The organism is Barnesiella intestinihominis YIT 11860, from assembly GCF_000296465.1.
Taxonomy (GTDB): Bacteria; Bacteroidota; Bacteroidia; order Bacteroidales; family Barnesiellaceae; genus Barnesiella; species Barnesiella intestinihominis.
In genome coordinates, this window is sequence record NZ_JH815205.1 from 586,180 (window position 1) to 608,475 (window position 22,296).

General features: G+C 45.3%; 21 protein-coding genes. 15 read left to right on the forward strand and 6 right to left on the reverse strand.

Features of this window, described 5'->3' with window-relative positions:
- Window positions 1–98: 98 nt before the first annotated feature.
- Window positions 99–809: a M48 family metallopeptidase gene (locus HMPREF9448_RS11345; protein WP_008862716.1), complete on the reverse strand. Its 711-nt coding sequence runs from the start codon at window positions 807–809 to the stop codon at window positions 99–101.
- A 1,164-nt stretch (window positions 810–1,973) separates the two neighbouring features.
- Between HMPREF9448_RS11345 and HMPREF9448_RS11350 the strand changes: the two genes are divergently transcribed.
- Both HMPREF9448_RS11350 and HMPREF9448_RS11355 read left to right on the forward strand, forming a co-directional pair.
- Complete coding sequence (locus tag HMPREF9448_RS11350) at window positions 1,974–2,300, forward strand: PadR family transcriptional regulator (RefSeq protein WP_008862717.1); 327 nt, start codon at window positions 1,974–1,976, stop codon at window positions 2,298–2,300.
- 17 nt (window positions 2,301–2,317) lie between these two features.
- Window positions 2,318–3,382 (forward strand): PspC domain-containing protein, encoded by a 1,065-nt coding sequence (locus HMPREF9448_RS11355; RefSeq protein WP_008862718.1) that lies wholly within the window; start codon window positions 2,318–2,320, stop codon window positions 3,380–3,382.
- A gap of 82 nt (window positions 3,383–3,464) precedes the next feature.
- Here HMPREF9448_RS11355 and HMPREF9448_RS11360 read toward each other — a convergent pair whose 3' ends face one another.
- The gene (locus HMPREF9448_RS11360; RefSeq protein WP_008862719.1) at window positions 3,465–4,340 is read right to left on the reverse strand and encodes an NAD kinase; all 876 of its coding nucleotides are present in this window, start codon (window positions 4,338–4,340) and stop codon (window positions 3,465–3,467) included.
- Window positions 4,341–4,351: 11 nt separating this feature from the next.
- Window positions 4,352–5,008: a CBS domain-containing protein gene (locus HMPREF9448_RS11365; protein WP_040296182.1), complete on the reverse strand. Its 657-nt coding sequence runs from the start codon at window positions 5,006–5,008 to the stop codon at window positions 4,352–4,354.
- 414 nt (window positions 5,009–5,422) lie between these two features.
- On the opposite strand from HMPREF9448_RS11365, the gene HMPREF9448_RS11375 reads away from it, so the two are divergent.
- From HMPREF9448_RS11375 to HMPREF9448_RS14270, 4 genes are read left to right on the forward strand one after another with little or no spacing between them, the layout of a single operon-like run.
- Window positions 5,423–6,136 carry a pyridoxine 5'-phosphate synthase gene (locus HMPREF9448_RS11375; protein WP_008862722.1) on the forward strand — a complete coding sequence of 238 codons (714 nt, stop codon included), beginning with the start codon at window positions 5,423–5,425 and terminating at the stop codon, window positions 6,134–6,136.
- A gap of 18 nt (window positions 6,137–6,154) precedes the next feature.
- Window positions 6,155–6,859 carry a MotA/TolQ/ExbB proton channel family protein gene (locus HMPREF9448_RS11380; RefSeq protein WP_008862723.1) on the forward strand — a complete coding sequence of 235 codons (705 nt, stop codon included), beginning with the start codon at window positions 6,155–6,157 and terminating at the stop codon, window positions 6,857–6,859.
- A 9-nt stretch (window positions 6,860–6,868) separates the two neighbouring features.
- A complete protein-coding gene (locus HMPREF9448_RS11385; RefSeq protein ID WP_008862724.1) occupies window positions 6,869–7,285 on the forward strand; it encodes an ExbD/TolR family protein in 417 nt (138 codons plus the stop codon).
- 16 nt (window positions 7,286–7,301) lie between these two features.
- Window positions 7,302–8,048 (forward strand): cell envelope integrity protein TolA, encoded by a 747-nt coding sequence (locus tag HMPREF9448_RS14270; RefSeq protein WP_008862725.1) that lies wholly within the window; start codon window positions 7,302–7,304, stop codon window positions 8,046–8,048.
- 463 nt (window positions 8,049–8,511) lie between these two features.
- Here the strand turns inward: HMPREF9448_RS14270 and HMPREF9448_RS11395 are convergent, their stop codons facing one another.
- A complete protein-coding gene (locus HMPREF9448_RS11395; RefSeq protein ID WP_232297248.1) occupies window positions 8,512–9,483 on the reverse strand; it encodes a PCMD domain-containing protein in 972 nt (323 codons plus the stop codon).
- Window positions 9,484–9,829: 346 nt separating this feature from the next.
- On the opposite strand from HMPREF9448_RS11395, the gene HMPREF9448_RS11400 reads away from it, so the two are divergent.
- The 4 genes from HMPREF9448_RS11400 to HMPREF9448_RS11415 are packed head-to-tail and all read left to right on the forward strand — an operon-like array spanning window position 9,830 to window position 13,474.
- Window positions 9,830–10,603, forward strand: a complete 774-nt coding sequence (locus tag HMPREF9448_RS11400; protein ID WP_008862727.1) for a DUF1295 domain-containing protein — start codon at window positions 9,830–9,832, stop codon at window positions 10,601–10,603.
- 4 nt (window positions 10,604–10,607) lie between these two features.
- Complete coding sequence (locus HMPREF9448_RS11405) at window positions 10,608–11,855, forward strand: NADH:flavin oxidoreductase (RefSeq protein ID WP_008862728.1); 1,248 nt, start codon at window positions 10,608–10,610, stop codon at window positions 11,853–11,855.
- Window positions 11,842–12,639: an SDR family NAD(P)-dependent oxidoreductase gene (locus HMPREF9448_RS11410; protein ID WP_008862729.1), complete on the forward strand. Its 798-nt coding sequence runs from the start codon at window positions 11,842–11,844 to the stop codon at window positions 12,637–12,639. Before HMPREF9448_RS11405 ends, HMPREF9448_RS11410 begins: the two co-directional genes overlap by 14 nt.
- Window positions 12,632–13,474 carry an SDR family NAD(P)-dependent oxidoreductase gene (locus HMPREF9448_RS11415; RefSeq protein WP_008862730.1) on the forward strand — a complete coding sequence of 281 codons (843 nt, stop codon included), beginning with the start codon at window positions 12,632–12,634 and terminating at the stop codon, window positions 13,472–13,474. Before HMPREF9448_RS11410 ends, HMPREF9448_RS11415 begins: the two co-directional genes overlap by 8 nt.
- Window positions 13,475–14,477: 1,003 nt before the next feature.
- Here the strand turns inward: HMPREF9448_RS11415 and HMPREF9448_RS11425 are convergent.
- The gene (locus HMPREF9448_RS11425; RefSeq protein WP_008862732.1) at window positions 14,478–15,476 is read right to left on the reverse strand and encodes a class II fructose-bisphosphate aldolase; all 999 of its coding nucleotides are present in this window, start codon (window positions 15,474–15,476) and stop codon (window positions 14,478–14,480) included.
- A 394-nt stretch (window positions 15,477–15,870) separates the two neighbouring features.
- On the opposite strand from HMPREF9448_RS11425, the gene speA reads away from it, so the two are divergent.
- From speA to HMPREF9448_RS11440, 3 genes are read left to right on the forward strand one after another with little or no spacing between them, the layout of a single operon-like run.
- On the forward strand, window positions 15,871–17,769 hold the full coding sequence (speA, locus tag HMPREF9448_RS11430; RefSeq protein WP_008862733.1) for a biosynthetic arginine decarboxylase: 1,899 nt from the start codon (window positions 15,871–15,873) through the stop codon (window positions 17,767–17,769).
- Window positions 17,770–17,825: 56 nt separating this feature from the next.
- Complete coding sequence (gene truA / locus HMPREF9448_RS11435) at window positions 17,826–18,581, forward strand: tRNA pseudouridine(38-40) synthase TruA (RefSeq protein ID WP_040296259.1); 756 nt, start codon at window positions 17,826–17,828, stop codon at window positions 18,579–18,581.
- A 17-nt stretch (window positions 18,582–18,598) separates the two neighbouring features.
- On the forward strand, window positions 18,599–19,042 hold the full coding sequence (locus HMPREF9448_RS11440; RefSeq protein ID WP_008862735.1) for a GNAT family N-acetyltransferase: 444 nt from the start codon (window positions 18,599–18,601) through the stop codon (window positions 19,040–19,042).
- Between the two features lie 45 nt (window positions 19,043–19,087).
- Here the strand turns inward: HMPREF9448_RS11440 and lgt are convergent, their stop codons facing one another.
- Window positions 19,088–19,912 (reverse strand): prolipoprotein diacylglyceryl transferase, encoded by an 825-nt coding sequence (lgt, locus tag HMPREF9448_RS11445; protein ID WP_008862736.1) that lies wholly within the window; start codon window positions 19,910–19,912, stop codon window positions 19,088–19,090.
- Between the two features lie 379 nt (window positions 19,913–20,291).
- Between lgt and HMPREF9448_RS11450 the strand changes: the two genes are divergently transcribed.
- On the forward strand, window positions 20,292–21,194 hold the full coding sequence (locus HMPREF9448_RS11450) for a DMT family transporter (protein ID WP_008862737.1): 903 nt from the start codon (window positions 20,292–20,294) through the stop codon (window positions 21,192–21,194).
- Between the two features lie 77 nt (window positions 21,195–21,271).
- Window positions 21,272–21,904 carry a DUF3256 family protein gene (locus HMPREF9448_RS11455; protein ID WP_008862738.1) on the forward strand — a complete coding sequence of 211 codons (633 nt, stop codon included), beginning with the start codon at window positions 21,272–21,274 and terminating at the stop codon, window positions 21,902–21,904.
- Window positions 21,905–22,296: the final 392 nt, after the last annotated feature.

Consider the following 22,296-nt stretch of genomic DNA (forward strand, 5'->3'; position numbering starts at 1 on the left):
CAATATTATATAATACGCAACTCCACAGATTCCCTACGAACCAAAATAGGATAATTCGCACCTAAAATTTAAATATTTTTCAACAAATATATTCTTATTTAATATAATAAAAATACAAAAGAACGCAATTGTTTCCGCAACAAAAGTTCTCTGCCCCCACAATAACGATTACACAAAGCATGAAACAATGGACTGTGATCCATATATTTTAGATGAGCGAGCTCATGGCAAATAACATAATCAATCAACTCTTCGGGTAGGTACATCAAATAAAACGACAACTGTATCTCTCCCCGACGGGTACAATGCCCCAACTTTCGCCGCCCGCGACCTATCGTCACCGAAACCACTGGCAACCCCAATCTCGACGAGATTTGATTCAGCCTCCGAGGTAAAACCTCTTGCGCTCTTCTGTAAACGAAACGCCCCACTCCCCGCGACAACGTTTTCCGTACATTCGTCTCATTCAAATCGATTCCCGGAGGACAAAACACCTGTAAACAATCACCCTCATACCGAAATAAAAACTTATTCGACACACCCGGCAATAAACATATATCTCCTCCATAGCAAGGAATACTATCGCCCGTAGACAAAACTCGATTTTTCCGTATCGTCACGCTTCGAGACACCAACACCTTCAGTTTTTCACGGTTATCGTCCACTGCCGATTTCACCCGGTTTACAGCATATCCTTCCGGGCAAGTAATCTGCAAACCATTATCCTTTACTCTAAATATCAAACGGCACGCCCGACTATCCGAACGAATATAAATCTCCCCGAATTCCTCGTCTCGATAAACAAACATCTACTTTCTCCTTTTCCATTTGCGAAGATAATGGAATTGGAACACATGAACAAAATCGAACAAAAATGACTCGATCGATAATTAGTCGGGATATCGGCTTAATAGAAAATCAGAGGTGATTCTCTTTTAACTTCTCTCTTGTATTCACAGACAGATATGAAAAGGAATATTCGAAGCGGCATTATAGTCCTCTTCCCTTCCGCGTTTCGTAGCCTTACGGGGTGTTTTGCAACGACAAAAATCGAAGCAGGGAAGAAAGCGAAATTCATACCAATCTCTCCCACTGTGTTACGCAGAGATATAGCGGGAGTGCTCGAAAAGCGGAAGAGCTAAATCAAGAAAAACACAAAAAGGTGTTAACGACAGAATACTATTAACCTCCTGCCCTGCGCACGCATATGCGACACCGGGGAGAAGTGTAAAATCTATCCTTATACCAAAAAAGAGAATATTCCTTTAACCACCCCACCTATACCCTGTGGCATTGCAAAGCACTCACTCCTCCACTGTGTTTTGTAACGCAAAATATAGGGGAGGTGACACGAAGTGACGGAGGGGTTAAATAAGAAGCTGTTTTAATTTATTGAGAAATAATATTATCATTGCAGGCAGGTATGTTTTCCGGCCATATTGAGCCCCTGTCTCGCATCTTGAATTCCTTGATTTTTGTCAATAGCCCGCTATTGACTGCATATCTCGGACTCCAATCTGCTGCAACATAGGTCTCAATCTGCCTCGGAATAAATTTAAAACAGCTTCTAAATATCCACAACAGAGGAAACGGATCAAGGTATCGACACTCTCCCTCTGCTCATCGTAGATGAGATAGGGGGAGTGCCCGCAGGGCGAGGGGGTTAAACTCTCAAAAACATAATTTATTATCTTCTCAATCCTTCTCCGAAGAGCCTAAAATATAGCTACCGTCAAGCAATTCATCGCTAAAATTCATGTCTATCCCCGAATTCTCCATTGAATCCAAAAACGCTCTCCCCCACGAAAAGAATTGTCGGTAAAATCTATTTACCACCGGTTTCAAAAAAAATAGTATCGCTCCACAACAAAACCGAAACAACACCCCATTAGTTAAAAAATCATATTTATTTAGTACTATGCGATACAAACTACTAAATAATACCTATATTTGTGTTGTAAAAGGTACTAAACATGAATACAGACAACGTTAAATCTCAGATGAGAAAAGGGATACTGGAATATTGTACCCTGTTGATCCTTCAAAAAAGAAGAGCCTATGTTTCTGATATTATCCAATCGCTCAAAGAAGCGAAACTCATTGTAGTGGAGGGAACGCTATACCCGCTTCTCTCCCGCCTTAAAAACTCCGGATTACTTACTTACGTTTGGGAAGAATCCACGCAAGGTCCCCCGAGGAAGTATTATGAACTTACTCCCGAAGGAACTGTTTTTCTAAACGAACTCGACAACGCTTGGAAAGAATTGAATCAAGTCATCGACCACATCAAAGAACAATAAACTAAATACACTTTTATATGAAAAAGACCGTAACCGTCAATCTCGACAAAACGATTTTCAATATCGACGACGATGCCTATACCGTCCTCGAATCTTATTTAGAAGCACTACACGACCATTTCAAAAAAGAAGAAGGCGGGCAAGAAATCATGAACGACATCGAAAGCCGCATTTCCGAACTTTTCAAGGAAAGGTTAGGGTTCGGCATGCAAGTAATCACCCTACAAGAGGTCAACGAAGTCATCGCCATAATGGGCCAACCGGACGAAATAGAAAACCCACTCGATTCGGGGACGGCTCCTGACAATAATGCAGATGGTGATAACTCTGGGCAAACGACCGATACTTCGAACAACGAATCTCATAAATCGACCAAACGGCTGTACCGCGACCCCGACAATCGCATATTAGGAGGTGTAGCATCCGGTATGGGCTACTATTTCGGTATAGACACGGTAGCCATTCGCGTCATCATGGTATTGCTGTTACCCTTATGGGCTTCATCGGTATGGATATATCTGTTACTTTGGATATGTATTCCCGAAGCCCGCACGACCTCTCAAAAACTCGAAATGCGAGGTGAAACACCCACTGTCGACAATATCAAAAGAGCCGTAGAAGAAGAAAAAGAAAATGTCTCCCGAAACGGAGGTGTCGCCAATTCGATTTGGCGAAGCATAGGGAGTATATTCCGTGGACTTTTCAAATTCATATTTATTTGTATCGGCGGGCTTATCGCCATATCCATTATCGGAGCCTTAGTTACCTGCATCATCAGTATTCTAGGTTTCTTTTTCTTAGGAACAGCAACCATAACGACCCCTTTCTTCTCGATTTTTCCCGGAGGGATGCACGTTCTTAACGGACATTGGGAACTGGTTGTATTCACACTCTCGCTATTTTTTACTTTCGGTATCCCTCTGTATGCCATACTTCGAGCCGTATTAGGATCTATATTCCACTGGAAAGCCCAATCGTCGGCACTCAACATTTTCCTACTGGTTCTTTGGATACTTTCTCTGGTCGGGCTATTCGTCTCCACCTTCATTTACATTCCCGAATATCCATTATTAAACCTATAAAGCTCCATAATTAGAAAGAGAACGCCACAAAACTGCCGGGAAACCCCAGTTTGTGGCGTTCTTGCTTTATAGAAAAATCGGGTCACTCCCGTTTATCGACCCCCCACATCAATTTCGCGCGAAGCGTTGCCGAAAAACTATGCCCCAATCGTTTCACTACTTTTATGGAAAACGGAGCCTTTCGCAACACAACTTGCGAATCTGTATCCAACATAACCGAACGACCGTCGAGACTCAACAAATAACTATGGTTGCGGCTATCCACACGCAACGTAATATTCATATCGTCATTCACGACCAACGGTCGAACCGTCAAACTGTGCGGCGCCACAGGCGAAATAACCCAATTGGCAGCCCGAGGCATAATAATAGGACCTCCTACACTCATCGAATAAGCGGTCGAGCCGGTAGGTGTCGCCACAATTAAACCATCGGCCTGATAGGTATTCAAATAACTATCTCCCACAGTCGTATGAATGGAAATCATCGATGAAGTATCCTGCTTCAAGACAGCGACCTCATTAAGAGCATAAGGCCAAAAATTCTCCGACAAACCGTTAAACTCGACTTGAAGCAACGATCGCTCCTCTATTTTATACTTTCCCTCTAAAATTTCGTTCAATACCGGTTCTACTTCTTCGGCAGGGACATCGGCTAAAAAGCCCAGACGACCGATATTCACACCCAAAACAGGAATACCCCTGTCTCCTATTTTTTCAGCAGCCCGCAGAAAAGTACCGTCTCCGCCGATACTCAATGCCATATCGGCAGTATAATCGCCTCGACAATCGATCTCCCCGATTCTATGACAAACATCGGGAAATTCTTTCGATAAAAAATCATAAAAATCCCCGTGTGCTACAAGCTCCGCCTCGGTACGGGACAATGTCTGCAACACATGCCGAATCTGTTCCGACCGAGATGGTTGATAAGTATGCCCGAATAATAAGATCCTCATATATTTCTACTTCACATTTCAAGATAATACATCAATTCTTTTATCCTTTGTTCTATCCGCTCGTCCATGACTCCATGCAACTGGTAACAACTCACTACCCGATAATCGAACCGCTCCAACGAACGAAGCACAGGGGTGGCATCTTCTCTGTCTATTCGCAAACAAGCCTTCCATATACCTGTTTTCTCATCGGGACGAATCATCAAATTCATCACTCGACAATCGTTATCCTCCACCAATCGAGTCAACTCGGTAGCCGAATAATCTTCTCGCGGAATCTCCAATTCAATAATCGCTCCCGAAGAAGAGGTTTGGCACAAATGAGCGACCGCAACCAAAGCCGAATGAATGGATATCGCGCCCACATAATGGCGATCAGTCGTTACCACCGGAAGTATATCGTCGGAGTATTGAGCAAGTTGATTGACGACATCGAACAAATGGCTCTCTTCCCGAACAGACGGAGTACGCCAGTTTTCGCGCCCGATCTTTCCGGCTACATCGTCCCGAAGCAGCTCTTTCTCATGAACGACTCCGACATACGAGCCCTCGTCCACAATCGGCAAGCTCGACAATCCAGACATCTGCATCGTCGCCAACCCTTGTTTGACCGACATTCCCGGGGTTAAAAGAGGTATTTCGGGTGATATCATATCTTTTGCTTTCATTTTTTGCTCATATTTCTGTAATTCGTATTATTTTTGCGGTAAAGATTATACAAAAATAATGAAAGGTGTGTGCAGGATAAAACAAATCCGTTTGCTTTTTACGCCGGACTGCACCTTCTTTTCGCATTTTATGCAAATATAGTGAAAGGTGAGTGCAGAGACAAGAGGGAATTATATTTCCGATTTGACTATGCCGAACCGAATTCTATATTCGTGTTTACAAATATAGTGAAAGATGAGTGCAAAGGCAAACGGAAATCACATTTCCGACTTGGCTATGCCGAAACGAATCCTACACTATACAAATATAGGTATTTTCTCGGTGGGCAAACCCGTCGGATTGTTTGAGTTAAAATTATTACCGACAATACCGAAGGTTTCAACACCAAAGTGCGATAAGGTTAATAAAGAGAAATGACAAAATTAAGTGTAAATGTCAACAAAACAGCCACCTTGCGAAACGCAAGAGGCGGTAATATTCCAAACGTGTTAAAAGTCACTTTGGACTGTGAATCATTCGGAGCAGAAGGTATCACGGTTCACCCCCGTCCCGACGAACGCCACATACGTTATGCCGATGTGTATGAATTAAGACCTGCTGTAAGCACCGAATTCAACATCGAAGGTTATCCCTCCGAAAAATTTCTCGACATGGTTCTCAAAGTGAAACCCACGCAAGTGACGCTCGTTCCCGATGCACACGATGTCATTACATCAAATGCAGGTTGGGACACCAAAAACAACTTCGATTTTCTTTCCAAAGTGGTCGACCTTTGTAAATCAGCGAATATACGAACCTCTATTTTCGTAGAACCGGATTTAGAGATAGTCGAATACGCCGCAAAAACCGGAGCCGACCGTATCGAATTATATACCGAGCCCTATGCCGTTCGCTATCCACAAGATAAAGAAGATGCGATAAAACCATTCGTCGAAGCAGCCGAGCATGCACGCGGCTTGGGATTGGGCGTAAATGCCGGGCACGATTTAAGCCTTGAAAACCTCCGGTTCCTGCATGAAAGAATCCCTTTCCTAAGCGAAGTATCTATCGGGCATTGCCTCATCTGCGACGCTCTGTATTTAGGTCTGCGGGAAACCATCAAACAATATAAAGAATGCCTGAAATAATCCATTAAACCGAACGCCATGAATTTATTGACATTGCTTTTGCAGACTACCGACACGCTTGTGACTCCCCCCGTTCTGACACCCACGGTCGAAACCGCAGGTGATTTGAACCTTTGGGAACTCGCCTGCAAGGGAGGAATCATCATGATTCCCCTTTTGTTGCTCTCCTTGTTATCCATCTACATTTTCTTCGAAAGGCTGCAAGTCATCAGACGAGCCGCACGCGAAGACAATACGTTTATGGAACGGATCAAAGACTATATCCACGAAGGCGATATAGATAGCGCATTGAAACTCTGCAAAAAAACCAATACGCCCTATTCCCGACTTATCGCCAAAGGTATCTCTCGCTTGGGTCGTCCCATGAACGATGTTTTAGTAGCCATCGAAAACGTGGGAAACATCGAGATCGCCAAACTCGAAAAAGGATTTCCGTGGTTAGCGACAACCGCCGCGGGAGCACCCATGTTGGGATTCCTCGGGACCGTCACTGGTATGGTGAGGGCTTTCTACAACATGGCATCGGCCGGAAACAATGCCGATATCTCCACGCTGTCGGGAGGTATCTATGAAGCACTGGTAACGACCGTAGCTGGTCTCATCGTCGGAATTATCGCACTCTTTGCCTATAACTATCTCGTATCACGTGTAGACGGGGTGATGAATCAGTTGGAAGCGAAGACTATGGAATTTATGGATTTGCTCAACGAGCCGGCAGAATAACTCGGAATCATGGCACTCAAACGAAGACATAAAATAGACGCGACATTTAGTATGGCATCGATGACCGATGTCATATTCCTGTTGCTCATATTCTTCATGATCACCTCTACGATCGTCTTTCCCAACTCCATAAAGGTAAACCTTCCGCAAAGTAATCAGCAAGCGGCGGCCAAACCGCTCACACGGGTAACGATCGATGAAAATTTGAACTATTACATCGCTTTCGGAAACGAAGCGGCACAACCTGTCACATACGACCAACTGGTACAGAAATTGGCAGAAACCCCGCAACACGATACCGAGCGATTCGTCGCTCTTTATGCCGACGAAACAGTCCCCTATCGCGAAATCGTCAAAATACTCAATATAGCCAACGACAACCGATTGAAAATGGTACTGGCCGCCAAGCCCGTACACAACCCATAACCCTTTTCCGTTTTCCGTGGAACAACAGAAAAAAGATAAAATACTGGCACTTGTCACGACAATCGTCTTGCACATAGTCGTCCTGTTTGTCCTGTGGCTCACTTTCTTAGGAAAGGAACCCATCGGCACAGGTAGCGGCGTATTGGTACAAGTAGGTTTTGTAGACGAATCGGCAGGTATGTTCGAATCGAATGCCGATCGTCCCGAACAAACCGAGGCGGAACGTCCCCGTGAAAACGAAGATGAGCTACTGACTCAAACCGACGAGGAAAGCATACACATCGAAAAGAAAGAAGAAAAAAAAGATAAAACCATACAAGAGAATAAAAAAGACGAGCGCATAGCCAATCAAGTCAAAAATGCTTTCGGGAAAGGAGTTTCCAACGACGGCAGCAGAGGCGATAGCGACGAAGGAAGCGGCACGCAGGGCAACCCGTTCGGTAACTCTTCGACCGGCGAAATCACCGGCGTGGGGGGATATGGAGGATACAACCTCGGCGGACGTGGGCTCGTAGGTTCATTGCCATATCCCGAATACGACAACAGTAACGATGCCGGTATCATCGCCATATCCATAACCGTGGATCCGCAAGGAAAAGTCATCAATGCTATCGCTACGGTTAACGGCAGCAAAGGCACAGCATTCTCCAACCCGAAGTTGCGGGCATCCGCCGAAGCCGCCGCCCGCAAATCGCGATTCGAGCGCAGCACGAGTTCCTCCAATCAAACAGGAGTTATCATCTATATCTTCAAACAAAATTAAGCACTTCTTTACTACGGAATTAAAGTCGAAAGGAAAAACCTCTCGACTCCTTTCCTCTTGTCCCTCGCACCTCCGGCTTGTCCCGTAGCATTACGAGACAGCCACTCACTCCTCCACTGCCGTGTCCCGTAGCATTACGGGGTGTTTTGCATCGCAAAACACAGGGGTGGTGTCCGAAGGACAGAGGGGTTAAATAAATATCCACAACAGAGGAAACGTATCAAGGTATCAACACTCTCCCTCTGCTCATCGTAGATGAGATTGGGGGAGTGCCCACGGGGCGAGGGGGTTAAACTCTCAAAAACATAATTTATTATCTTCTCAATCCTTCTCCGAAGAGCCTGAAATGTAGCTATCGTCAAGCAATTCATCGTTAAAATTCATGTCTACCCCACAGTTTTCCTACTAAACTAAAAGAACAGTGCAATAAACGTAGAAATAGCGAGAGAATAATTTACGCCGTCTAATACCCCAACGCTATATTATCGATCCAAAAAGTATTGCCCAATCCTCCTATATAGGCCGTTCCACAAGTAGCCGAAGCCATTACCAACATGTGCGTTACCGGTTCGTCGGCTTCTCCCCAACCCACTTCGACCACCGGAACCATATCGCCTTTGCTGTTTCGGCAATAATACGATTTATCTTCGGGAATAAGCCCCATATAAGATTTATAAAAAGGCTTATCGGTAATATCCCCGTAGTGAATAGGCACACTATGACCGTTAACCCAATCGGGTGTACTCTTTACATATCGTTCTCTCCCAGTGCCCACACGATGAGCGTACACATTTCCGTCCTCGTCTTCCCACCGGTGCTGCAACAAAATATATACTTCCGCGCTATCTCTTCCGGCCAACTGTTTCCGAGAACTGAATCCGGTCGATTCCGTACGGAAATCATCGGGCGAAGCCTTATATTTATAATCGAAAATCAATCGCACGGGACGTTTGGTGAACGGTATACCCATTTCCATTTTGCCATAGGGATTACTCGTCGAACGAATCGGCTCGTTCACCTCTCCTAAAAAAATACTTCCGCTCACCAACACGTGAAGATTCATCATACCCAACACACGACAATCCTCTATGACGGTTTCCATACAAGCACATGTCCCGCCATTTTGACGTTTCTCCGGTCGTACGGTATTACTGGTTTTCACTATCCCCATTACATTCGCCATCACATTCGACGACGCCCAGGGAGAACCGCCCATGTTCCGATACGCTTTATTCCCTTTGATATACTGTGTCGGAGCGATGGCGTATACAGTCTTCGTTTTTCCTCCCAACAAAGCAGATTCCTTGATTTCACGAGTTACCCAATGTTCAAAATCGCCGAAAGCTATCGGTTCCACATGTTGAGCCCTCAGACTCACCGGCTCCAAAAGACCGAGCAAAATAATAAACAAACTTAGTTTTCGCATCTTTTTCATCTTAATTTTCACAAAGTCAGACGTTACAAAATTAAATCCTCCTTCGATTTATTGTGGACAATTATCTATTTTTAAATATTCACAGGTCCTCATTTTGTATAAAACCTTTCTATTCCGCTTTTTGTTCGAAACAAAAAATGTTTCTTTATGTAAAAATACAGAGGGTTTCAGAAAAGTATTTAAATCGGAAACGATCTCTTTAATTTTCATTATTTTTGCAATATGTATGAAAATAGAAGCGGTTTAACACGAGAAAAAACATATTCGTCTTACTCGGCCCCTATCCCATCATGCGTTATTTTTGTAAAAACATTACTATTCATTTATCTTATATCGAAAAAACACAATGGACACGGCTACATTCAATACATTCCTCGTCGTCATGGCCGTTACGGCACTTATCGTTTTCATCGCGCTACATTTTATCAACGCGGGCTACGGTATGCTTTTCGATAAAAAATGGGGAGCATCACTTTCCAATCGCATAGGCTGGATCGTCATGGAAGCTCCGGTATTTATCGCCATGATTTTCTTATGGATTTTCGCCACCGACGAATACCGGTTCGACCCGATTCGAATCACATTCCTCGTCTTGTTTCAAATTCATTATTTCCAACGCTCTTTCATATTCCCCTTTCTCATTAAAGGGAATAGCCGCATGCCACTCAGTATCGTGAGTATGGGTATCATCTTCAACCTGCTCAACGCACTCATGCAAGGAGGTTGGATCTTTTATATCTCACCCCTAGACTACTACACTGCCGAATGGTTCTATTCTCCGCAATTCATCATCGGAGTTATTATCTTCTTTGCGGGAATGTTTATCAACATTCAATCCGACTCCATTATACGCCACCTGCGCAAGCCCGGTGACCGACGGCATTACATACCGCAGGGAGGAATGTTCCGATGGGTATCGTCGGCAAACTATTTTGGAGAATGGCTCGAATGGGTAGGATTCGCTATCCTCACTTGGTCATGGGCCGGAGTCGTATTCGCTTGGTGGACATTCGCCAACCTCGCCCCACGGTCGGCGGCTCTTTACAAGCGATACAGCGAAGAGTTCGGAGAAGAATTTACAAAAGAAAAACGAAAAAAAATAATACCCTTCATCTATTGACAACATGGATAACGAATATTCCCAAAAACAGGCCATACTGTTCACTCCGGCTTCGATAGGCCCGATAACCCTGAGAAACCGCACAATCCGCTCAGCGGCGTTCGAAGGCATGTGCGACCATAACGCACCCACCGAAATGCTCTATGACTACCATCGCAGCGTAGCGGCAGGGGGTATCGGTATGACCACATTGGCCTATGCTTCGGTAACCCGAAACGGGCTCTCGTTCAAACATCAATTATGGATGCGACCCGAAATCGTCAAACCGCTGCGACGCATTACAGATGCCATTCACGACGAGGGAGCCAAAGCCTCCATTCAACTTGGACATTGCGGCAATATGTCGCACCGCAGCACAGCCGGCCAGATTCCCATATCGGCATCGACCGGATTCAACCTCTATTCCCCCACATTTGTGAGAGGAATGCGTAAAGACGAAATCAAGGAAGTCGCAAAAGCCTTTGGCACTGCCGTCAATACAGCACGTGATGCCGGATTCGACGCAGTAGAAATCCATGCCGGACACGGTTATCTCATCAGCCAATTCCTGTCCCCGTACACCAACCGGCGGCATGACGAATACGGAGGCTCGCTCGACAACCGCATGCGATTTATGCGCATGTGCATGGAAAATGTGATGAAAGCGGCCGGCAGCGATATGGCGGTAATCGTAAAAACCAACATGAGAGACGGATTTAAGGGAGGAATCGAAATCGACGAAGGCATACTCATCGCACAAGAACTCGAACGCTTGGGAGCCCATGCCTTAGTATTGAGCGGAGGGTTCGTCAGCAAAGCCCCTATGTATGTCATGCGAGGCGAAATGCCCATTACCTCCATGACTTATTACATGAAAACATGGTGGCTAAAATACGGTGTCAAACTGGCCGGACGGTTCATGATACCCAAATCCCCGTTCCGAGAAGCCTATTTTCTGGACGATGCGCTCGAATTTAGAAAAGCATTGAAACTTCCCCTCATTTATGTGGGTGGTTTGGTTGCTCGTCCGACGATCGAAAAGGTGCTCGACCACGGATTCGAATTCGTACAAATGGGACGTGCGCTCATCAACGAACCCGATTTTGTCAACCGCATGAAAAACGAAGGCGAAGAACGTTGCGGGTGCGATCATACGAACTATTGTATCGCCCGCATGTATTCCATCGAAATGGCTTGCCACAAACATTTGGAAGGACAGCTTCCCCCTTGTATCGCCCGGGAAATAGAGAAAATGCACCATGCCACGAAATAAAGATCTTTCGGCATACACGGCTCTCGTCACCGGAGCGAGTTCGGGAATCGGACTCGAATATGCCCGACAGCTAGCTGCGCAGGGAGCTAATTTGGTGATGGTGAGTATCGACCGGGAAGACCTCGATCGGGAAGCAAAAAAGATTGTCGACACCAGTGGCGTATCGGTCGAAACCATTTGCATGGATTTAGCCCAACCCGATGCGGCAAACAAACTTTACGACCACTGCCGACAAAAAGGAATACAAATAGAGATTCTCATCAACAATGCAGGCATATTCTCTTTTCAGGAAATAACACGCACCGATCCGAAGAAGATAGAAACGATGCTCCAACTGCACATCGGTACAATCACTCGCCTGTCCCGCCTCTTTGCCGCAGACATGTGCAACAGGAAACACGGATACATACTCAACATGTCCTCTTTATCCTGTTGGACGCCCTATCCCGGCATAGCGCTCTACACAGCGACCAAAGCCTATATCAGAGTGTTCACTCGGGCTTTGGGCTACGAATTGCGCGACTACGGAGTCGTAGCCACAGTCGTTTGTCCCGGAGGCGTTGCCACCGGATTATACGGATTAAAACCCGGGCTACTGAAATTGGGAGTTCGGTTAGGAGTCCTTATGACAACCGAGCGCTTGGTTCGCAAAGCATTAAAAGCCCTGTTCCGAGGCAAAAAACAACTTATCCCCGGAGTATTCAACCGTCTGCTGATTCCTTTGGCATCTGTCATGCCCACCTCCATACGGCTATTTGTCAAACACCGTCTGCTCGATGAATAAAGATTATTACATAGTTACCGGAGCAAACGGTAGCATAGGACAAGCCATTACCGAAGCTCTCGCTGCCCAAAACCTCCCGGTCGTCATGGGCTGCCGGAACATAGCCAAATCACAACCCATCAGACAACGAATCATAGAGAAAACCGGTAATTCCGATATTCTCCTCTTGCCGCTCGACCTTGCCTCATTCCAGTCCATATCCCATTTTTGTAAACAACTGGCAGAAACGGGTATCTCCATAAAAGCACTCGTTAATAATGCAGGAGTCATGTGCAAGGACTTCGGTAAAACCGTCGACGGATTCGAAACCTCGATAGGCGTCAACTACATAGGAACCGTTTTTCTCACCGAGTCGCTAATACCGCTCATGCACCCGGGGAGCCGCATTGTCATGACCACTTCGTTAACCCGATATATCGGGAAAATAGATTCCTCTTTTTTCTCCGACTCACCCCGAACCTACAAACGATTCAAGGCATACGGAAAATCGAAACTCGCCCTCACCATGTACACGGCACATTTGTCCACGAAAATTCGAGATAAAGGAATATCGGTAAATGCGGCCGACCCCGGTATCGTCGATTCTGACATGATCACCATGCATTCTTGGGTCGATCCGTTAGCCAATCTTTTTTTTCGACCCTTTATCAGCTCACCCCGAAAAGGAGCGATCGGAGCGATCTATGCAGCGAGTGCGCCGGATACGGATAACATTACAGGCGAAATTTTCACAAAACACCGCCATACCCCTATCCCAGCTAAATGGAGAAAGTCTCGGCAAGCCCTATGGTTGCAAAACGAAACCGAAAAAATAATAGCCGGTATTAGGTCGTAAAACGCCCTTGCTTCCGACTGAAAATATAAAATTATACAAGACTTGTATTTTCTTATTAACTCGCCGCAACCGCCTATTAGACATAGTCACGAATGGTAATATAGGCATAATAATATGACAATTATCCAGATACGGAAAGTCTCATCTATCGACATACCTCTATTTAATCATATTTTTATAAACGACCCCCCTTTTTTCAGCACGCAGAATAAGAATTATAATTTTGTTTTTAATTCCGAAAACACTACCTTTGCCGAGTATTCAGATTTACATTTTCTCTTGTTTCAAGGGAAAAAGAAACAAGAGACATCTTTGATATTACGAACAAGTTCTGCCGGAAAAAACAACGATGTGAATCGTTATACTATCAGTCCCCTTTTTTTATGATATCGAGATTCCGGCAGAACTTTCCTTTTTTATATCCTTAGACCAAACAAATAAATATTGACCTCTCTGCACACGGTGCAAGAGATGTCATCAACAAACACAATCTTGCCTTTATCGAGTTTTACCGGAAAGCAATAAAGCACAATAACAATTCAACCTTCTCCCCTGTGTTTCCGTAAGGAAATATAGGGGAGAGACCGAAGGAACGGTAGTTCCTAAGGAGAGGGGTTGAAAGATCGTTTATTTTGCTTATGCTGGTCTTCTTAACCCCTCTGTTTTCAACCCCCTCGCCTTGCAGGCACTCCCCCTATCTCATCTGCGATGAGCAGAGGGTGAGGATTGAAAGTATCACTTTGAACCGTTTTATCCCTTCGGAACTTTATGGGGTATTCTCCTCCCCTGCCGTGTCCCGTAGCATTACGGGGTGTGGCAATAGGGGAGACACCGAAGAAACGGCAGTTTCTGAGGAGAGGGGTTAAATGATATATAAAAACACTGCTCCTTCTGATTTCCTACCGAACCTATTTAAATTAACCTCATTTTTATCACCTAAAAACAAAAACCGCCGAGCTCGTTCAGAACTCGGCGGCATTATGTATGTAATCAAATCCTTCAATTACAATTTACCGGCACTGCCCAATACATTTTCAATTTTGTGCTTGTACAATTTTTCCATGTTGTCACGAGCCGGGCCCAAATATTTACGAGGATCGAATTCTGCGGGTTTCGTCGCAAACACCTCGCGGATAGCGGCTGTCATAGCCAAACGGCTGTCCGAATCGATGTTGATTTTACAAACGGCCGATTTAGCTGCTTTACGCAATTCCTCTTCGGGAATACCGATAGCGGCATCCAATTTCCCTCCGTATTTGTTGATCGTATCAACCTCTTCTTGGGGTACAGAAGACGAGCCGTGCAATACGATGGGGAAGCCCGGAAGTTTTTCCATAACGGCATCCAATACGTCGAATGCCAAAGGAGGAGGAACCAAACGACCCGTCTTAGGATCTACATGACATTGTTCGGGTTTGAATTTATAAGCTCCGTGAGAAGTACCGATAGAGATAGCCAAAGAATCGCAACCTGTGCGAGTAGCGAAATCGATTACTTCTTCGGGGTCGGTATAAGTGTGATGTTCTGCACTTACCTCGTCTTCTACACCGGCAAGTACACCCAGCTCACCTTCTACCGTTACATCGAATTGGTGAGCATAGTCCACTACTTTCTTAGTCAGAGCTACATTCTCTTCGTAAGGCAAGTGAGAACCGTCGATCATTACCGAAGAAAATCCCATATCGATACAAGATTTGCACAATTCGAACGAATCGCCGTGATCGAGGTGCAGAACGATTTGAGGATGTTCGCAGCCCAACTCTTTGGCATATTCCACTGCACCCTGTGCCATATAACGAAGCAATGTTTGGTTGGCATAGTTACGAGCGCCTTTCGAAACTTGGAGAATTACCGGCGATTTGGTTTCAACAGAAGCCTTGACAATAGCCTGTAACTGTTCCATATTGTTAAAGTTGAAAGCGGGAATTGCATAACCGCCTTTGATAGCCTTAGCAAACATCTCTTTGGTGTTTACCAATCCTAATTCTTTGTAGCTTACCATCTTATAATAAATTAATGTTAGTAATTCCTCTTGTGAAAAGATTGCGAACAAAATCAATAGGACTTTTTCTTATTAACTAGTCCGGCTTGTTTTCGACAATCGTTGCAAAGATAAACATTTTTGCCGACTCCCTTTATCAACAAGTATAAAAAACATGCATACCGCATACTTTTTTACTAATTTTACATAACGGAAAATGTGGCATTCCACTCTCTTTATATCGATATAACCTGCAAAATGTTCAATAAATATACTCAGAAAAAGGTTAAATCTTTGTACAATCGCACATTATTGCATTTTGAAACCGTTTCTGCTTTCTCTATTCAATTATTATCTGTACTTTTGCCCTCCGTATATTTTTTATAACCCCTTAAATTCAATTCGTTTATAAAAAATGAGAAAATGGCGTATTGAGGACTCCGCCGAACTATATAACATCAACGGGTGGGGCCTGAAATATTTTTCGATCAACGACAAAGGGCACGTCGCTGTAACGCCCCGGGAGGGAAGCGCATCGGTCGATTTGAAAGAATTAATGGACGAGTTACAAGTCCGCGATGTCACATCGCCCGTATTGTTGCGTTTTCCCGATATTCTCGATAATCGTATCGAGAAAATATCCAAATGTTTTCAACAAGCGGCCGACGAATATGGTTACACGGCCAAAAACTTCATCATCTACCCCATCAAGGTCAACCAAATGCGACAGGTGGTGGAAGAAATCGTCAGTCACGGTAAAAAATTCAACATCGGCTTGGAAGCGGGTTCCAAACCCGAATTGCATGCTGTATTGGCAATCAACACCGATGAAAACTCGCTCATCATCTGTAACGGATACAAAGATGAAAACTACGTCGAACTGGCGCTTTTGGCTCAAAAGATGGGACGGCGCATCTTCCTTGTCGTGGAAAAACTGAACGAACTACGTCTCATAGCCGATATTTCCAAACGCTTGAAAATACGTCCGAACATCGGGATTCGCATCAAACTGGCAAGTTCAGGCAGCGGCAAATGGGAAGAAAGCGGAGGTGACGGAAGCAAATTCGGGCTCAATTCCAGCGAATTGTTAGAAGCTCTCGATTTCTTGGAAAAAGCCAAGATGACCGATTGCCTCAAACTGATACACTTCCACATCGGCAGCCAAATCACAAAAATACGCCGCATCAAAAATGCACTCAAAGAAGCCTCGCAATTTTATGTCCAGCTCCAAAACATGGGATTCCACGTAGAGTTTGTCGATATCGGCGGAGGCTTGGGTGTCGATTACGACGGAACCCGTTCCTCATCGAGCGAGAGCAGTATGAACTATTCTATACAGGAGTATGTCAACGACTCCGTCTCGGCGTTGGTCGATGCTTGCGCTAAAAACAATTTGCCGCAACCGAACATCATCACCGAGTCGGGACGATCGCTTACTGCCCATCATTCCGTACTAGTATTCGAAGTACTGGAAACTACCTCGCTCCCGATATGGGACGAGAAAGAAGAACTCGGTGAAAATCCTCACGAACTGGTAGACGAGCTCTATAAAATATGGGACAACATGAATCAACCCCGGTTGCTCGAATCGTGGCATGATGCCCTGCAAATCCGGGAAGAAGCGCTCGACCTGTTCGGGTTGGGTCTGCTCGACTTACGTACCCGTGCCCAGATAGAGCAACTATTCTGGTCTGTGGCTCGCGAAGTGAACGAAATCGCCTCCGACATGAAGCATGCTCCCGAAGAACTTCGGAAAATCTCCAAACTTCTGCCCGACAAGTATTTCTGCAACTTCTCTCTGTTCCAGTCGTTACCAGATTCATGGTCGATCGACCAACTTTTCCCCATCATGCCCATCAGTCGGCTCGACGAGCGCCCCGACCGCACGGCAACCATACAAGACATTACTTGCGATTCCGACGGAAAAATCAATAATTTCATCTCGTCGCACGGAGCGAACTCGCACCTTGCCGTACATGCGCTCAACAACAAGGAGCCCTATTACATAGGCGTATTCCTCGTGGGAGCCTATCAAGAGATATTGGGAGATATGCACAACCTCTTCGGTGACACGAATGCCGTGCACGTCAGCGTGTACAAAGACCGCTACGAAATAGACCAAGTCATCGATGGCGAGACGGTGGCCGAAGTCCTCGACTACGTGCAGTTCTCACCCAAGAAACTGGTTCGCAGTGTGGAAACATGGGTAACCTCGTCTATGAAAGCCGGCATCATCACTCCCGAAGAAGGTAGAGAATTTCTCTCCAACTACCGATCGGGTTTGTACGGATATACCTATTTAGAAAACGACTAACTTTTCACATGGATTATCGGGACACGAGTTTCCCGGTAATCCATTCCTATTTAAAAATGCAACGCTATTTCATCTACCTCTCTTTCAACGGTGCGCAGTATCATGGCTGGCAAATACAGCCCAATGGAATCACTGTGCAAGAAGTCCTTGAAAAAGCGTTAGCCACATTGCTCCGCCGTGAAACTCCGGTGACAGGAGCGGGACGAACCGACGCCGGCGTCAACGCCCGACTCATGGTTGCCCACTTCGACGCTCCAATACCCCTCGACAATCCGACCGAAACGGCCGACAAACTCAATCGTATTCTGCCGCCCGACATAGCTGTCTACGAAATACGTCCCGTCATTGCCGAAGCACACAGTCGATTCGATGCTTTGAGTCGCACCTACAAATACTACATAATAGATCACAAATCACCATTTATCGAATCCTTCGCCTGCCGTTATCGGGGAGATCTCGACTTCGACAAAATGAATACGGCGGCCGAACAGCTCTACCGATATACCGATTTCACCAGTTTTAGCAAACTGCATACCGATGTTAAAACCAATAATTGCCGAGTGACATTCGCCCGCTGGGAACCCGAAGGCGAACGACAGGTATTTACCATCACTGCCGACCGCTTCCTCCGTAACATGGTGCGGGCCATCGTAGGAACGCTGCTCGATGTAGGACGGGGAAAACTTTCGGTGGAGGACTTCTGCCATATCATCGAGCAAAAAAACCGTTGCGCCGCTGGAACTTCGGTCCCCGGCAAAGCGCTCTTTCTTCACGACATCGTTTACCCCGACCACATTTTCCTACCCCGTTAACCACCCTCTCACATCTTGTGGAAATCAAACACATCACACAAAACAAGGCCGACTTCCTCGACCTGCTTTTATTGGCCGACGAAAACGAAACTATGATAGCCCGCTATCTCGACCGCGGCGAAATGTTCGCATTGTATGATGACGATTTGAAAAGTATCTGTGTTATCACACAAGAAGGGAAAAATCTTTACGAAATTAAAAATCTGGCCACCTATCCGCCATTCCAACGACAAGGATATGCCCGTCGGCTAATCGAATACATAGAAAATCGCTACAACGCACCCGGCACGATACTGCAAGTCGGCACAGGTGACTCGCCTCTCACGATACCCTTTTACGTGCATTGTGGGTTCCGCTACTCCCATCGTATTCCTCGTTTCTTTACCGACAATTATCCGCACCCCATCTTCGAAGGAGGGAAACAGCTCGTCGATATGATCTATTTGAGAAAAGAACTCTGAGAATTTCTTTCGAAATTTCCCGGACAACGACTCTTGCGCGACCACCTATCGAACCGCTTTCTTCCACTTCGTGATTACGAAATATAACCCCAACAAGACAAACGGAATACTCAATATCTGCCCCATATCGATAGGCAACACGTTCTCGAAATCCACCTGCCGCTCTTTCAAAAATTCGATAAAGAAGCGGGACAAAAATATCAAAGTAATACACAATCCGAAGTAAAAACCTCGTCCGTAATTATCCTTTTTATATCGAGCGACCCCGACCATAATCAAGAAAAACAGAAAATAAGCGATAGTCTCGTACAACTGAGCCGGGTGACGAGGGAGCATATCCACACGCTCGAATACAAAAGCCCACGGCACATTGGTAGGCAAACCTATAATTTCGGAATTCATCAAGTTGGCAAGCCGTATGAAACCCGCCGCCAACGGTGCGGCGATACCCATCATATCGAGAATATCGAGATAATGAATCTTGGTCTTGCGACAAAATATAGCAAGGGCTATAATCAACCCCAACGTTCCACCATGACTTGCCAATCCCGCATATCCCGTAAACTTCCAATCGCCATCGGGATAAAAGTGTACCGGCAAAACGATTTCCAACGGGTGACTCAGGTAATAGTCAGGCTCATAAAACAAACAATGTCCCAACCGTGCCCCGATAAAAATACCTAAGAAACTGTATAAAAACAAATTCTGAAACGTATCGACAGGTAAACCCTTCGATTGATACAATTTATAAACCACCTGACTGCCCGCCAAAATGGCGATAAACCAAAAAATACTGTACCAACGTATCGCAATACCGGCAATCGAAAACAATATGGGATCGGGATTCCAATGGATATATAGCAACTCCATAATTTACAATGATATATATTAAAAAATAGTACAAGCCGAGAGTGGAAACAAATTCACTTGGTTACACCGGGGCACAGTCTATTTTCGTAAAATGCAAAGATAACGCAAGGCACGAAAAGGGCAAAACGGACTTGTTCATTTTTTATTTCGAATCACTACCTATCTGCAACAGACTTTTCAAAAAACAACACAAACAAAGTCCTAATCTACCATCTTCTGCCTCTTTCCCAATCTCATCGGAAATAAGCAGGAGAAGATGGGGTGAAGAGACCCATTCAGTCAGACACCCGTTCCACTTACACCAAACATCTATTTGTAAAAATTAAAACAGTTTCTAACTTTGCAGGCGATTTACAGATATAACTAAAAGATACAAAAGATGTGGTTATCACTCGCTTTTCTCTCGGCTTTCCTATTAGGCTGTTACGAAGTCTGTAAAAAGAAATCGCTCGACAACAACGCTGTCATTCCTGTACTCTTTCTCAATACCTGTTTTTGCAGTCTGTTGTTCCTCCCGTGTATTGTCCTTTCCTACGGGTTTCCCGAACTTATGCGAAATTCACTCTTCTATGTGCCCCCTTCCACCGGTCACGAGCATATTTATATCATAGGCAAAGCGGCGCTCGTCCTCACATCATGGACTTGTGCCTATTTCGCCACCAAACATTTGCCCATCACCATAGCCGGGCCAATCAAGGCTTCCCAACCCATTCTCACACTCATAGGAGCATTACTCATCTTCGGCGAGCAACTGAATCTCTACCAATGGATCGGAGTTATTCTGGCAATCGTCTCGTTCATTATGCTATCCTTCTCCGGAAGAAAAGAAGGTATCAATTTCAAACACAATATCTGGATTCTCTTTATAGTCCTCGCCACAATCACCGGTGCGGCCAGCGGGTTGTACGACAAATATCTCATGTCGCACGGCTTCGACCGAATGACCGTACAAGTATGGTACTCCTACTATCAAATGGCGATGATGACCGTTATTCTCTTTGTATTATGGTATCCCAAACGTAAGCATACCACACCTTTTGTTTGGAAACCCTCTATCTTTTTCATCTCCTTGTTTCTCGTTTGTGCCGACTTCGTATATTTCTACGCCCTCAGCTACCCCGACTCCATGATTTCTATCGTCTCTATGGTACGTCGCAGCAGTGTCGTCGTCAGCTTCATAGCCGGCGCATTCCTGTTCCGAGAAAAAAATATCCGTAGCAAATCATTCGATTTGATACTCGTCCTATTGGGTATGTTCTTCCTTTATCTCGGCACAAAATAAAAGGCGGTAACAATATTTACGGCTGTTTTTTTGGCTCACAGAAGCAAATATGATTACTTTTGTGTCAAACGATCGTTATGAAACTAAGGAATCTGTTATTCTGTTTATGCTCGATAGTCACCTTGACATCATCGGCAATAGAACCGGTAGCGCAATTATTCATTGCCATGCCCGACTCGCTCGTCCCCTCTATCGAAATAAACCGTAGGAAGGACTTGATCGATTTGATGCACGCCGGACAGAAAGCCGAGATTGTCACGAAACTAGGCGGTAAAGCCGAGATGACACTGCTACAAGACAGCCTGCTCTCGATCGACCTGTCGAAACGCAGTAAAATGGAAATACGGTGGTATGATACAACCGGCAACGATACGATTATCGCTCTTGTCAATACGGTATATGCCCCGGCGGGAGACAGTCGCATACGGTTTTTCGACACTGCATGGAAGGAACTCCCCGCTTCGGAACGCATTCGCCAGATACGACGGGAAGAGTTTTTCCAATTCCCCGATAGCTTGACAAAGGCAAAAAAAGAAGACTTGTTACGTCCGGTAGACATTTTCCTTGTGGAGTACAACTTCGCTACCGACGGTTCTCTATGTGCCCGGCAGTCATGGGCAAACTATCTAGACAAAGAATCATCCGATCGTATCGAACCCTATCTGCAAGATTCAATCGTGTTGCATTGGAACGGAAAAAGATTCAAATAAAACAACCTCACTTTCCTGAACAGAATCAGATTCAATCGCAGCGATAATCATCTTATATCATCAGAGACCAAACGGGCTCAGTCGATAATTAGTAGGGATTGACCTTGTATATTCCAACCCCTCTCCTCAGAAACCGTTGTTTCTTCGATGTCTCCCCTATACGGCTAACACCACACAGGGGAGAAGGGTAAATACAATCTCCATCTCATTCTCCAAAATAATGCGGCAGAGGGGAAACTCTTCCCTTACCGTTTCTCGCAACCCTATGGAGTATATGTCGCCAAACAAAATATAGGAAGAGGGGACACGTAGTGACGGAAGAATCGGAAAACAGAAAGGTATTAACCTCCTGCCCTGCGCACGCACGTGCGATAGGGGAGGTGCGGAGGGGT